This window comes from Kutzneria sp. 744 (genome assembly GCF_000568255.1).
Lineage (GTDB): Bacteria > Actinomycetota > Actinomycetes > Mycobacteriales > Pseudonocardiaceae > Kutzneria.
In genome coordinates, this window is the sequence record NZ_KK037166.1 from 6,103,561 (window position 1) to 6,115,801 (window position 12,241).

The window sequence follows — 12,241 nt, forward strand, 5'->3', positions numbered from 1 at the left end:
GCAGCCGGGGGAGAAGGCGAACACGCCGAGCAGGGCGAGTGCGACGGCGGGCGCCATCGACGAGGAGAAGAAAGGCGCAGGCCAGGGCGGCGGAGCGGATCGCTCCGGGCAAGGCGGGGCCGACGGGTGCGGGCGGCCAGCCGGGGGCGGCGGGGCGCAAAAAACAAGAAGGAAGAGGACAGCGTGCTTTAAACGGAAGTACACGGTGGAGGAGGACCTGTTCGGCGACCACCGCATGGTGGCGCCGACGGTGCTCGGCGAGGACCCGCAGGCGTAGCGGGAGATGGAGCCGACGGTCCTGTCCCGCCTGGACTTCGACGTCCTGTGGGAGAACGAGCGATTCCCGCGCCGGCACGTGGCACTGGACGTGCCGAGCCCGGGGATGACGCATACGGAGCGGTCCCGCATCGTCCAGGAGACCTGGCGGTCGCTGGAGCACAGGGGCCTGGCGGAGCGGGGCCGGGCGACGCCGAACATGTCGGACGACCTGGCGCTGCTGGCCTACCCGAGGCGAGCGGTGTACGGCTTCATCTGGGCGCCGGACCGCAAGATCACGCTGCTGGCGGCGTCGAACGGCGGCAGCGCGCTGATGGGCGTGGTGGACGGCGACGAGGTGTGGCTGATCAGGTCGGACGACGGGGCGATCGCCGACGCGGCGGTGTCGGTGGCCGGCGACATGCCGCCGGGCCCGGGCCAGTCGATCAGCCTGCCGACGCAGCTGCTGACGGGGGCGGACGCCCGCGCGAAGGGTGACCCGCAGCGGCTGGTGATGGAGCTGGCGGACGAGAACGTGCCGCTGGGCCAGGCGCAGGCGCTGGTGGGCATGGTCGCGGGCATGACGACCCGGGGCCAGTTCGGCGCGGAGACGGCCAGGGGGGTGGAGCGGCCGAGGCGGGCGGAGCGGGTGATCGCCTTCCACGACACGCCCAACGGCCGCTACCTGCACGTGGTGAAACCGAGCGCCGATCGCACCCAGTGGAGCACGATCACACCGGCGGACAACCGGGTGCTGGTGGCGAGCGTGCGGGAGCTGCTGGACGAGGCCTGATCACCCGTCGGGCTGAAATCGGAACCGGCAGCGGCCGCGGCCCGTCAGAGTTACCGCGAGAAGGGGGGCACCGTGACGGCCACGAAGTACAACTTCGACGCGATCAACACCTGTCGGAGCGCGATGAGCGCGCAGGCCGGCCAGTACGGCGGCGTCGGCGACGGCTTCCAGGGGCGCGGCGACCAGCGCGGACGCGTTCGGCAAGCTGGCGGCCTCGGCCGGTTTCGCGAGCGCGATCGACGGCTTCCAGAGCGCCCTGCACGGCGAGTTGCAGGCGGCGGAGAGCCTGCTGCGCAAGGTGGAGTCCTCGCTGGACTCGATCGAGACGACGTTGCAGGACACGGAGAAGGCCAACGCGAGGGGACTGACGGCGACATGAGCGCGGTCGACGACGTCGCGGGCTTGCCCGGTGGCGGCGAGGTCGCCGACATCGCCCGCAAGGTGGAGAAGGCCCAGCCCTCAGCTGTCCGGGACATCGCGACGCACTGGCGGGACAGCGCGTCCAAATGCGACAACCAGGGCAAGGCGGTCACCTCGGCGGTGAACGCGCTGGACGGCGCCTGGTCGGGCGGCTCGGCCGATGGCTTCACGGCCTACATGGCCAACTTCACCAAGGCCGGCGGCTCGATGTCGGAGGCGCTGAACAACGGCGCGGCGGCACTGGAGTCGGCGGCGTCCGCGCTGGAGCAGGCCAAGTCCGCTGTGGACAGTCGCTGCGAAGGGCTGCTGGGCGAGGTCCGCAGCTGGGACGCGGCGCATCCGCAGCCCAAGGACGGCGAGCGCGAGGCGGCGATCGAGCCCCTGTGCGCCGCGGCCAAGGGCGACGTGCAGAAGACCGTCGCCACGGCCGACAACGAGCTGAGCAATGCTCTCAACCAGCTCAAGGGCGCGACCTTCATCGGCTCCAAGTTCTCCGCGCTGCCCGCGCCGGGCGAGCAGACCTTCGTGCCCGGCCCCGGCCGCACCCTCGACTGGAAGGCCAAGCCCGAGCCCACCCCGACCAACACCGCCACCGAGACCCAGCACGCCGATGGCGGCGGGGGTGGCGGCGGTGGCGGCCATGACGGAGGCGGTGCCGGCGGTGGCGGTGGCGGGGGTGATGGCGGCGGGGGCGGCGGCGGCCTCGGCCCCAGCGGCGGCCCGCCCGGCGGTGGCGGCCCGGCCCCGCAGGGCCAGGTCAAGGAGTGGATCGACGAGGCGATGAAGATCCTCCAGGAGAACGGCGTCGACACCTCGAAGATGAGCGAGAACGACATCTGGGCGATCATCCAGCACGAGTCCGGCGGCAACCCGCAGGCGATCAACCTGTGGGACTCCAACGCCAAGGCGGGCCACCCGTCCAAGGGCCTGATGCAGTGCATCGACTCCACGTTCCAGTCGAACAAGCTGCCCGGCCACGACGACATCTACAACCCGGTGGACAACATCATCGCCGGCGTCCGCTACTCGATCGCCCGCTACGGCTCGGTGTCCAACGTGCCGGGCATCCGGGCCATGTCGCACGGAGGCGCGTACCAGGGCTACTAACCTGGCGGCATGGTCGTCGCCAGGCGCGCGGATGTGCCGCCGTTTCACGTGATGGACGTGGTGTCCGCTGCCGCCGAGCGCCAGCGGACCCACGGTGATGTGTTGTCGCTGGCGGCGGGGCAGCCGTCCACGCCGGCCCCGGCGCCGGTGCTGGCCGCGGCGCACCGGGCCCTGGAGACCCAGCCGTTCGGCTACACCCAGCAGTTGGGCATCCCCGAGCTGCGGGAAGCCATCGCCGGGCACTACAAGAGCCGCTATGACCTGGACGTGGTGCCGGAGTCGGTGATCGTGACGACGGGCTCGTCCGGGGCCTTCCTGTCAGCGTTCCTGGCGGCCTTCGACGCCGGCGACCGGGTGGCGCTGCCGCGGCCGGGTTACCCCGCGTACCGCAACATCCTGGCCGCCCTGGGCTGCGAGGTCGTGGACCTGCCGTGTGGCCCCGAGGTCGACTTCAAGCCCACGGTGGAGATGCTGACAACGCTAGGCCCCATCCAGGGCCTGGTGTTGGCCAGCCCGGCCAACCCGACCGGCACCGTGCTGGACGCGGCCCGGCTGGCGGAGATCGCCACCTGGTGCGAGAACACCGGCGTCCGCCTGATCAGCGACGAGATCTACCACGGCATCAGCTACGGCGAGCCGCTGGAGAGCGCCTGGCGGACCTCCCGCGAGGCGATCGTGGTGAACAGTTTCTCCAAGTACTTCTCGATGACCGGCTGGCGGCTGGGCTGGATGCTGGCCCCGGCGGAGCTGGTCCGGCCGGTCGACCGCCTCACCGGCAACTTCACGCTGTGCCCGCCCGCGCCCAGCCAGTACGCGGCGGTCGAGGCGTTCTCGCCGCAGTCGTACGCTGAGGTGGACGCGCATGTGCAGCGCTACCGGGCCAACCGGGACCTGCTGGTGAAGGGCCTGGCCGACCTGGGCATCGACAAGCTGGCCCCGGCCGACGGCGCGTTCTACGTGTACGCCGACGTCTCGCACCTGACCGACGACTCCATGGCCTGGTGCAAGCGTTTGCTGACCGAGACGGGCCTGGCCATCGTGCCCGGCGTCGACTTCGACCCGGTGCACGGCGACCGGTTCGTCCGGCTCTCCTTCGCCGGCTCCATGCTGGACATGGAGCGGGCCCTCGACCGCCTCGGGAGCTGGCTGCCGGGGTATCACTCAGGGCGACCCTGATCTGTCCCTGATCTAGCTCCGAAAACCCGCCAAGTGTCGGACCCGGATGGCAGGCTTGGGTTCAAGGCAAGCTGATGAAGGAGTCCGTCATGGTGTTCGTTGGCATCATCGCCGTCCTGCTGATCGCGTGGCTCGCGATCACCGTGCTCGGCGCACTGCTCAAGGGTCTGTTCTGGCTGGCGATCATCGGGGGCATCCTGTTCGTCGCCACCGCGGTCTACGGCGCGATCAAGAACAAGTCGCGAACCTGACCAGGGTGTCGGCCAGCTCGTCGGCCGACGTCCAGAGGTGGGCGGCCAGCCCGGCGGCGACCGCACCGTCCACATTGGTCTGACGGTCGTCGACGAACAGGCAGTCCGCCGCCCTGGCCCCCAGTTTGCCGACCAGGGCGGCGTAGATCTCGACATCCGGCTTGGCCATGAACAGGTCGCCGGAGAAGACCAGGTGCGTGAAGCGCTCGGCCCACGGCTGGCGCTCGGCGACCCGGCCGAAGGAGCTGGGGGCGTTGGACAGCAGCGCCAGCCGGGCGCCCGCGCCGGCCAGCCGGTCGAGCAGCTTCACCGTCTTGTCGTCGGTGGGCAGCCAGCCCTCGATGTCCATCCGGGTCAGGTCCGCGGACAGCTTCTCGTCCACGTCCACACCGACGTGTGCGCAGACGGCCCGCCAGTAGTCGAGGTCCGGCTGGCCACGGTCGTAGGCCTCGCGCTCGGACCAGTAGCCCGGCTCGAAGGCCTCGGCCGAGGCGCCGACGTGCGCCGCCATCGCCGGAATGGCCTGCGTGTGCTGGCTGATGACGCCGCCGTAGTCGAAGACGAGCCAGGTCAACTCGCGCTCCCGATCCGGTGCAGGGTCTCCTTGACGTCGGCGGTGCTGACGTCCCGGTGCGTGACGAAGCGGACCTGGCCGGCCATCGGCCCGGTCTGGATGCCCAGCCGTCCCAGCATCTTGACCGCGTTGCGCACATCGGGCACCGCGGCCAGCACGATGTTGGTCTCGGGCTCCCGCACGCTCCAGCCCAGCTCGTTGAGGCCCTCGGCCAGCAGCTTGGCGTTGGAGTGGTCGTCGGCCAGCGCGTCGACGCGGTCCAGCGCGATCAGCCCGGCCGCGGCCAGGATGCCGCCCTGCCGCACGCCGCCGCCCAGCATCTTGCGCACCCGCCGCGCCTCGGTGACGAACTCCTCGGTGCCGGCGACGACCGAGCCGACCGGCGCGCCGAGGCCCTTGCTCAGGCAGACCTGAACGGTGTCGACGCCGACCGTCAGCTCGGACGGCGCGACGCCCAGCGCCACGGAGGCGTTCCACAGCCGGGCACCGTCGAGGTGCACGCGCAGCCGGCACTCCCGCGCGGCCGCGATGAGCTGCATGTGCTCCTCCAGCGGCATCACGGTGCCACCGGCGGCGTTGTGGGTGTTCTCCAGCGACAGCAGCGTGGTGTTCAGGCCGTGGTAGCTCGGCTCGCTGCCGGCGATGTCGTGGATGGCCGCGGCCGACATGCGGCCGGGGCCGGCGTCCCAGTCCATCGGGTGCGGCATGCCGCCGGCGATCCACGCGGCGGTGCCGAGCTCGTTGTCCAGCACGTGAGACCCGTGCGCGGCCAGGAAACGGTCGCCGCGGCGCAGGTGCAGGAACAGCGCGATCAGGTTGCCCATGCTCCCGCTGGGCACCCACAGCGCGGCCTCGGTGTTGAGCAGCCCGGCCACCCGTTCTTCGAGCGCACGCATCGTGGGGTCGCGTTCGAGCACGTCATCGGCCACCTCGGCGGAGGCCATCGCGGCGCGCATCGCCTCGTCCGGCTTGGTCACGGTGTCCGAGCGGAAGTCGAGCAGCGGCTGCTGGGTCACGGTCGGATCACACCACATGCCGGCATGACCTCCTGCACCCACCCGTATGGCGGACGTCACGGCGGGCGTGCAACCGTAGAAGCCGACCTTTCCGTCCGGTAGGTGTCGACACGTTGAGCAGAGAGAGCCCGCGTGGACCAGCGCGACGAGCAGGAGTTCGCGGAGTACTTCGTGGCCCGGCGCGATGCCGTGCGCCGAACCGCGTACCTGATGTGCGGCGACTGGCACCGTGCGGACGATCTCGCCCAGACCGCGTTCGTCGCGCTGCACCGGAAGTGGAACAAGATCAGGGACCGGGAGGCCCTGGACGCCTACGTCCGCCGGACGGTGGTGCGCGCGGTGATCGACGAGTCGCGCCGCCCGTGGCGCCGGGAGCGGTTCACCGACCAGCTGCCCGACACCCCGACGGCCGCGACCGAGATCGGCGACGCGGTCGCCACCAGGCACGTGCTGCTCGACGGGTTGCGCAAGGTGCCCCCGCGCCAGCGGGCGGTGCTGGTGCTGCGGTTCCTGGAGGGACTGGACGTCGCCGCGGCGGCGAAGGTCCTCCGGTGCACCGAGGGCACCGTGAAGTCCCAGACCGCGCGCGGGCTAGAGACGCTGCGGGCGGAGCTGGGGGACGTGCTCGACGATCTGCGGCCGGCGACGTGACCGGGACGGGGAGGTGGATGAACTGATGGATGACAAGCAGCTAGCCGAGAAGTTCCGTGACGCGGTCGGCGACGTGCCACCGCCGTCCTTCGACACCCAGGACGTCCTGGTCGCCTCCAAGCGGGCGACGGCGCATGCCCGCAAGCGCTTGCAGACCGGCGCCGGCGTGGCCATCGGCGTGGTGCTCATCGGCGGCGTGCTGCTGCTGGTCCGGCCGTTCGGCGGCGAGCCGACCACGACCAGCGCCGGCGGCGACGTGGCCTCGCCCAACGCGACCTCCCCGATGTCGTTGAACCCGGGCTTCGACACCAACCACGCCGGCCCCGGCGGCGGCAAGGCCGAGCCGAACAGCACGGAGACCGGCGGCGGCGCCAACTGCGGGCCGGCCGACCAGGCCCTGGCCGCCGCGCTGGTGACCGAGCTGCCGATCATCACGGGCACGGCGGCGCAGGCGGCCGACGTGAGCTGCCCGACCGGCTCCAACGGCGTGGCCTTCGAGCTCACGGACGGCTCCAACTCCGGCAAGCTGGAGCTGGTCCTGGTGCCCTCGACGGTGGCCGACGACCCCAGCACCGGGGCCAAGCCGGCCGTGAAGGTCAGCAAGGGCAACTCGGTCACCGTGAAGACCCACAACGGCGGCGCGCTGACATTGGCCACGCTGCCGATGAACGGCTCGGCGGCCGGACCGTACGTGAACCAGCTCGGCGACATCGCGGCCCGGCTCGCGGCCCGGTACTGAGCACTGGCACCATCGCTGGGCATGACCGCCGCCAGCACTCCCAAGGGGGAGCGCCGCCGCCATGAACTGGTCGCCGCGGCCGCGGCACTGCTCACCGAGGGCGGCTTCGACGCCATCCGGCACCGGGCCGTCGCCGAGCGGGCCGGCCTGCCGCTGGCCTCCACCACGTACTACTTCGACTCGCTCGACGAGCTGATCGAGGCCGCCGTCGAGCACGCGGGCCGGGCCGAGCTGGTCGCCGGCCGCGAGCGGCTGGCCCGAATGCAGGCCGGCGAGCCGGACGACGTCATCGAGTTCGCGCTGGACCTGCTGGTCAAGGACAGCGACATGCAGGCCGTCATGCTGCGCTACGAGCGGCTGGTCGGCACCGGTCGGCGGCCCTACCTGCGGCCGCTGATGCGGCAGATGGGCGGGGAGCTGCACCAGCTGCTGCTGGAGATCCTCACCGCCGGCGGCGTCCGGATGGACGACGAACGGGTCGACCAGCTGATCTCCGTGGTGGACGGGGCCGTGGTCAACGCTCTGATCGAGGTGCATCCCGATCCGCGGGCGGCGGCCCGGCGGATGCTCCTGTCGGTCATGCCGGACCTGGCGGCGCATTAAGCTCTGGATACGTGACGACCAAGCCGCTCATCCCCAACGTGCTCGCCGGCCGCTACGCCTCGGCCCAGCTGGTCGGCCTCTGGTCGCCGGAACACAAGGTCGTGCTGGAGCGCCGCCTGTGGCTGGCCGTGCTCACCGCGCAGTCCGAGCTGGGCATCGACGTGCCGGAGACGGCCGTCGCCGACTACGAGCGGGTGCTGGAGCAGGTCGACCTGGCCTCCATCGCCGAGCGCGAGCGGGTCACCCGGCACGACGTGAAGGCCCGCATCGAGGAGTTCAACGCCCTGGCCGGCCACGAGCAGGTGCACAAGGGCATGACCTCCCGCGACCTCACCGAGAACGTCGAGCAGCTGCAGATCCGGCAGTCCCTGGAGTTCATCCGGGGCAAGGCGGCCGCGCTGCTGGCCCGGCTGGCCCGGCTGGCGGTCGAGCACTCCGACTTGGTGATGGCCGGCCGCTCGCACAACGTGGCCGCGCAGGCCACCACCCTGGGCAAGCGGTTCGCGACCGCCGCCGACGAGCTGCACGTGGCGTTCGGGCGTCTGGACGACCTGCTGGAGCGCTACCCGCTGCGTGGCGTGAAGGGCCCGGTCGGCACCGCTCAGGACATGCTGGACCTGCTGGGCGGGGACGCGGCCAAGCTGGCCGAGCTGGAGCACAAGGTGGCCGAGTTCCTGGGCTTCCGTCGGGTGCTGACCAGCGTCGGCCAGGTCTATCCGCGGTCGCTGGACTTCGACGTGCTGTCCACGCTGGTGCAGCTGGCCGCGGCGCCGTCGAGCCTGGCCAAGACCATCCGGCTGATGGCCGGGCACGAGCTGGTGACCGAGGGCTTCAAGCCGGGCCAGGTCGGCTCCAGCGCGATGCCGCACAAGATGAACACCCGGTCCTGCGAGCGGGTCAACGGCCTGACCGTGATCCTGCGCGGCTACCTGGCGATGACCGGGGAGCTGGCCGGCGACCAGTGGAACGAGGGCGACGTGTCCTGCTCGGTGGTGCGCCGGGTCGCGCTGCCGGACGCGTTCTTCGCGCTGGACGGCCTGCTGGAGACCATGCTGACCGTGCTGGACGAGTTCGGCGCCTACCCGGCCGTCGTCGCCCGTGAACTGGACCGCTACCTGCCGTTCCTGGCCACGACCAAGGTGCTGATGGCCTCGGTGCGGGCCGGTGTCGGCCGGGAGACCGCGCACGAGGCGATCAAGGAGAACGCCGTCGCGGTGGCGCTGGCCATGCGCGAGCAGGGCCTTGAGCGCAACGACCTGCTGGACCGGCTGGCCGCCGACGAGCGCATCCCGCTGGACCGGGCCGGGTTGGTCGAGCTGCTGGCCGACCGGCTGTCGTTCACCGGCGTGGCCGGGGCCCAGGTCGACGCGGTGGCCGCGGAGATCGCCAAGTCGCTGGAGCGGTTCCCGGACGCCACCGGGTACGTGCCGGAGCCGATCCTGTGAGCGAGCTTGCGAGCGAACCATCGAGCACAGCGAGCTTGCTCGCAGACACTCCGAGCGCTAGCGAGGAGGTTCTGTGAGCGTCGAGGTCTCGGCCCTGGTCAGCTACCCGATCAAGGGCTGCGCCGGCACCACGGCCCGCAGCGCCGTCGTCACCCCGACCGGGTTGCGGCACGACCGGGCGTGGATGGTCGTCGACGCCGAGGGCGTGTTCCGCAGCCAGCGCAACGAGCCTCGACTGGCCGTGGTGCATCCCACCGTGGTCGACGGCCAGCTGCGGGTGTCCGCCCCGGACGTCGAGGACCTGGTGCTCGACGTCGTGCCGGAGGGCCAGCGTCGTCCGGTCCGCGTGCACAAGTGGGACGGCGTCGGCGTCGACCAGGGCCAGGCGGCTGCGGACTGGTTCAGCGAGGTGCTGGGCGAGGAGTCCCGGCTGGTCGGCCTGCCCCCGGAGCACGTCCGGCCGTCCGGCGGCGAGACCGAGGGGCTGGTCGGATTCGCCGACGCCCACGCGCTGCTGGTGGCCTCGCTGGCCTCGCTGGACGGCCTCAACGAGCGGATCCTGGCTCGCGGCGCCGAGCCGGTGCCGATGAACCGGTTCCGGCCGAACATCGTGGTCAGCGGCTGGCCCGAGCCGCACACCGAGGACCGGGTGCGCCGGATGAGCATCGGGGACGCCGAGTTCGGCTACGCCAAGATCTGCGTGCGCTGCGCGGTGCCCATGGTCGACCAGGACACCGGCCGCCGCGCCGGGCCCGAGCCGATCCGGTCGCTGGCCCAGTACCGGCGCGACCCCGAGGGCGGGGTCACGTTCGGCATGAAGGCCGTCGTGCTGCGCCCTGGCGTCATCTCGGTCGGCGACGCCGTCGAGGTCGCCCGGTGGTCGGACCTGGCTAGCTACGCAGCAGAACCCGCCTGACCTGGTAGTTCGGGGCCAGCGTCAGCTCCCGGCCGCCGCGCAGCGTGATCCGCACCAGGTCGTCCGGCTCCGGCCTGGTGCGCGCCACCTGCGCGGCCGGCCCGATGCCGCCGTACGGCCGGAACCAGTCGTCCGGCCGAAGTTCCGACGCCGGCGTCGAGTCCAGGTTGACCGCCCGTGAACTTGGCTGCACGTAAAGGATCCACACCTCCCACAGCAGGAAACCGGCTGCCGCGCACGGCAACGGCAGCCACGGCACGTCGATCGGCAGCGCCACCAGGCCCGACCCCAGCGCCGGCCACACCCCGGAGCTGACCGGCACCCGCCCGAACTGCAGCCACCCCGTCGTCCGCACCATCCCGTTGGGACGCAACCCGCGCGGCGTTCGGCCGTCGGGCAGTCGCGCGGTCATGCGGGGTGAATACGCGGACGTCTCACCGCCGTTTCGTGGCGATCGCCGGGTTCACTCGAACGGCCGGGTGACCGTGCACCTAGTCAGTCGCGCAGCTCCACCGGCCGCACCGGGTAGCCCGGCGCCATCGTCAGCTCCCGCCCGCCGTGCAGCCACACCCGCAGCCAGCCATCCGGATCCAGTTGCAGCGCGTCGACCTCGCCGACCGGGCCGGCGGTGCCGTAGAGCCGGAACCACTCGCCGGGCAGCAGCTCCGCCGCCGGCTTGGGCTCCAGGTTCAAGGCCCGGGAAGACGGCCGCACCCACAGGGTCCAGGTCTTCCACGCGGCGAAGGCCAGCGCGGCGAAGAGAAAAGGCAGCCACGGCACCCCGAACGGCACGGTGAGGAAGAGACCGGCCAGCACGGCCCAGAGTCCGGAGCTGATCGGCGTCCCCTCGACCTGGAGCCAGCCGGTGGTGCGCACGATTCCGTTGGGGCACAAGCCTCGCGGCGTGCCGCCGGCGGGGAGTCGCATGGTCATGCCGCCCTCCAGCGAGGTTGACCCGGTCCCTTGCAGACCATGGGTTTTCCGGTCTTGGTCAAGCCGGTCGAACCCTCTGGCTTGCAGAACGCGCCGGGGGTCACGTAGGTGTGGCCACTCGGCGGCGGGGCCGGGGCCTCGGTCGGTGGTGCCGGCGGCGGCTCGTGCGTGACCGGAGGCGGCGGCGCGGGCGCTTCCGTCGTGGTGGTCGGCGGTTCCGTGGTTGTGGTCGTCGACTCGGTGGTCGTGGTCGGCGGGACGCTGCTGACCGTGGTCGTGCTGGTGGTCGTCGCGGTGGTGGTGATGGTGGCGACGACGGGCTGCGGGCTGTCGGGTGGCGACGCGGGCGCGGTGGACCCGAACACGCCGGTGAGGACCACGAGCGCGGCCACACCGCCGCCCAGCGAGGTGACCAGACGCGACCACACCGGTGTCCGCCACCACCAGCGAGCCAGCGCCGAAGGGGCGGGGTCAGCGGGAACACTCATGCGGGATCAATATGCGGCTGCTCCGGACGTGTTAGGGCGGCTGCCCCGGGTTCACTCGAAAGGGCGATGAAGTGAGCACGTAGGCTGCCGGTCGTGCCCGTTCTCACTGACTACGCGCAGATCGCCGCCGGCAAGGTTCGCGAGCTCTACCGGGTGGACGACGAACTGCTGCTGCTGGTGGCGTCCGACCGGATCTCGGCCTACGACTGGGTGCTGCCCACGGAGATCCCGGACAAGGGCGCGGTGCTGACCGCGATGAGCGTGTTCTGGTTCGAGGCGCTGGGCGACATCGTGCCCAACCACCTGGTCTCGGACGACGACAAACGGATCCCGGACGAGGTGCGGGGCCGGGCGCTGCTGGTGCGGAGCCTGGACATGGTGCAGTTCGAGTGCGTGGCCCGCGGCTACCTGACGGGCTCGGGCCTGGTGGACTACAAGAGCACCGGGACGGTGTGCGGCGTCGAGCTGCCGGCGGGGCTGGTCGAGGCGTCGAAGCTGGCGGAGCCGATCTTCACGCCGGCGACCAAGGCGCCGCTGGGCGAGCACGACGAGAACATCACCTTCGAGCAGATGGCCGAGCAGGGCGCGGAGACGGCGGCCGAGCTGCGGGACCTGACGCTGGCGGTGTACCGGCGCGGGGCGGAGATCGCGGAGAAGGCGGGTGTCATCCTCGCGGACACCAAGCTGGAGTTCGGCCGTGACGCGGCGGGGCACATCGTGCTGGGCGACGAGGTGCTCACCCCGGACTCGTCCCGGTACTGGCCGGCGGAGGGCTACGAGGCCGGCCGCGTGCAGCCCTCGTACGACAAGCAGTACGTCCGGGACTGGCTGACCTCGCCGGGAGTCGGGCTGGGGACCGCAAGTCGAACACCCC

Annotated in this window: 16 protein-coding genes; 11 read left to right on the forward strand and 5 right to left on the reverse strand. The window is 71.6% G+C overall.

What is annotated here, in order from left to right; translation table 11 throughout:
- The 5 genes from KUTG_RS63975 to KUTG_RS61715 form a co-directional block, all read left to right on the forward strand.
- Positions 1-277: hypothetical protein (locus KUTG_RS63975; RefSeq protein WP_232240981.1), on the forward strand; the 277-nt coding region annotated here is incomplete at its 5' end.
- A gap of 6 nt (positions 278-283) precedes the next feature.
- On the forward strand, positions 284-1,048 hold the full coding sequence (locus KUTG_RS27675) for an ESX secretion-associated protein EspG (RefSeq protein WP_043720859.1): 765 nt from the start codon (positions 284-286) through the stop codon (positions 1,046-1,048).
- 375 nt (positions 1,049-1,423) lie between these two features.
- The gene (locus KUTG_RS65720) at positions 1,424-2,575 is read left to right on the forward strand and encodes a transglycosylase SLT domain-containing protein (protein WP_043720868.1); all 1,152 of its coding nucleotides are present in this window, start codon (positions 1,424-1,426) and stop codon (positions 2,573-2,575) included.
- 9 nt (positions 2,576-2,584) lie between these two features.
- Complete coding sequence (locus tag KUTG_RS27685) at positions 2,585-3,751, forward strand: pyridoxal phosphate-dependent aminotransferase (protein ID WP_043720871.1); 1,167 nt, start codon at positions 2,585-2,587, stop codon at positions 3,749-3,751.
- An 89-nt stretch (positions 3,752-3,840) separates the two neighbouring features.
- Positions 3,841-4,002 (forward strand): hypothetical protein, encoded by a 162-nt coding sequence (locus KUTG_RS61715; RefSeq protein WP_043730847.1) that lies wholly within the window; start codon positions 3,841-3,843, stop codon positions 4,000-4,002.
- Here KUTG_RS61715 and KUTG_RS27695 read toward each other — a convergent pair.
- Together KUTG_RS27695 and KUTG_RS27700 are read right to left on the reverse strand one after the other, a co-directional pair.
- Positions 3,980-4,576, reverse strand: a complete 597-nt coding sequence (locus KUTG_RS27695) for an HAD family hydrolase (RefSeq protein WP_052395491.1) — start codon at positions 4,574-4,576, stop codon at positions 3,980-3,982. The genes KUTG_RS61715 and KUTG_RS27695 overlap by 23 nt on opposite strands.
- Positions 4,573-5,610, reverse strand: a complete 1,038-nt coding sequence (locus tag KUTG_RS27700; protein WP_043720874.1) for a threonine aldolase family protein — start codon at positions 5,608-5,610, stop codon at positions 4,573-4,575. Before KUTG_RS27700 ends, KUTG_RS27695 begins: the two co-directional genes overlap by 4 nt.
- Positions 5,611-5,724: 114 nt before the next feature.
- Here KUTG_RS27700 and KUTG_RS27705 point away from each other — a divergent pair, with 114 nt between their 5' ends.
- The 5 genes from KUTG_RS27705 (at position 5,725) to KUTG_RS27725 (ending at position 9,946) form a co-directional block, all read left to right on the forward strand.
- On the forward strand, positions 5,725-6,243 hold the full coding sequence (locus tag KUTG_RS27705; protein ID WP_043720877.1) for a SigE family RNA polymerase sigma factor: 519 nt from the start codon (positions 5,725-5,727) through the stop codon (positions 6,241-6,243).
- 25 nt (positions 6,244-6,268) lie between these two features.
- Positions 6,269-6,982: a hypothetical protein gene (locus KUTG_RS59025; RefSeq protein ID WP_157494803.1), complete on the forward strand. Its 714-nt coding sequence runs from the start codon at positions 6,269-6,271 to the stop codon at positions 6,980-6,982.
- Between the two features lie 21 nt (positions 6,983-7,003).
- Positions 7,004-7,585, forward strand: a complete 582-nt coding sequence (locus KUTG_RS27715; protein WP_043720881.1) for a TetR/AcrR family transcriptional regulator — start codon at positions 7,004-7,006, stop codon at positions 7,583-7,585.
- 11 nt (positions 7,586-7,596) lie between these two features.
- Positions 7,597-9,030 (forward strand): adenylosuccinate lyase, encoded by a 1,434-nt coding sequence (gene purB, locus KUTG_RS27720; RefSeq protein ID WP_043720884.1) that lies wholly within the window; start codon positions 7,597-7,599, stop codon positions 9,028-9,030.
- 73 nt (positions 9,031-9,103) lie between these two features.
- Positions 9,104-9,946, forward strand: a complete 843-nt coding sequence (locus KUTG_RS27725; RefSeq protein ID WP_043720885.1) for an MOSC domain-containing protein — start codon at positions 9,104-9,106, stop codon at positions 9,944-9,946.
- Here the strand turns inward: KUTG_RS27725 and KUTG_RS27730 are convergent.
- The 3 genes from KUTG_RS27730 to KUTG_RS27740 all read right to left on the reverse strand — a co-directional run bounded on the left by KUTG_RS27730 (position 9,921) and on the right by KUTG_RS27740 (position 11,367).
- On the reverse strand, positions 9,921-10,358 hold the full coding sequence (locus KUTG_RS27730) for a hypothetical protein (RefSeq protein WP_157494804.1): 438 nt from the start codon (positions 10,356-10,358) through the stop codon (positions 9,921-9,923). The genes KUTG_RS27725 and KUTG_RS27730 overlap by 26 nt on opposite strands.
- Positions 10,359-10,441: 83 nt before the next feature.
- Complete coding sequence (locus KUTG_RS27735; RefSeq protein ID WP_157494805.1) at positions 10,442-10,879, reverse strand: hypothetical protein; 438 nt, start codon at positions 10,877-10,879, stop codon at positions 10,442-10,444.
- Positions 10,876-11,367, reverse strand: a complete 492-nt coding sequence (locus tag KUTG_RS27740) for a hypothetical protein (protein WP_157494806.1) — start codon at positions 11,365-11,367, stop codon at positions 10,876-10,878. The genes KUTG_RS27735 and KUTG_RS27740 overlap by 4 nt, the downstream gene beginning before the upstream one ends.
- Positions 11,368-11,460: 93 nt before the next feature.
- On the opposite strand from KUTG_RS27740, the gene KUTG_RS27745 reads away from it, so the two are divergent.
- Positions 11,461-12,241, forward strand: a 781-nt coding sequence (locus KUTG_RS27745; protein WP_043720889.1) for a phosphoribosylaminoimidazolesuccinocarboxamide synthase, incomplete at its 3' end; no start/stop codon positions are given.

Excerpts from the sequence above, each read along its gene's own strand:
- KUTG_RS27675 (WP_043720859.1), top strand. The coding sequence starts at position 284 with ATGGAGCCGACGGTCCTGTCCCGCCTGGACTTCGACGTCCTGTGGGAG.
- KUTG_RS65720 (WP_043720868.1), top strand. The coding sequence starts at position 1,424 with ATGAGCGCGGTCGACGACGTCGCGGGCTTGCCCGGTGGCGGCGAGGTC.
- KUTG_RS27685 (WP_043720871.1), top strand. The coding sequence starts at position 2,585 with ATGGTCGTCGCCAGGCGCGCGGATGTGCCGCCGTTTCACGTGATGGAC.
- KUTG_RS61715 (WP_043730847.1), top strand. The coding sequence starts at position 3,841 with ATGGTGTTCGTTGGCATCATCGCCGTCCTGCTGATCGCGTGGCTCGCG.
- KUTG_RS27700 (WP_043720874.1), bottom strand. The coding sequence starts at position 5,610 with ATGTGGTGTGATCCGACCGTGACCCAGCAGCCGCTGCTCGACTTCCGC.
- KUTG_RS59025 (WP_157494803.1), top strand. The coding sequence starts at position 6,269 with ATGGATGACAAGCAGCTAGCCGAGAAGTTCCGTGACGCGGTCGGCGAC.
- KUTG_RS27715 (WP_043720881.1), top strand. The coding sequence starts at position 7,004 with ATGACCGCCGCCAGCACTCCCAAGGGGGAGCGCCGCCGCCATGAACTG.
- KUTG_RS27730 (WP_157494804.1), bottom strand. The coding sequence starts at position 10,358 with ATGACCGCGCGACTGCCCGACGGCCGAACGCCGCGCGGGTTGCGTCCC.
- KUTG_RS27735 (WP_157494805.1), bottom strand. The coding sequence starts at position 10,879 with ATGACCATGCGACTCCCCGCCGGCGGCACGCCGCGAGGCTTGTGCCCC.
- KUTG_RS27740 (WP_157494806.1), bottom strand. The coding sequence starts at position 11,367 with ATGAGTGTTCCCGCTGACCCCGCCCCTTCGGCGCTGGCTCGCTGGTGG.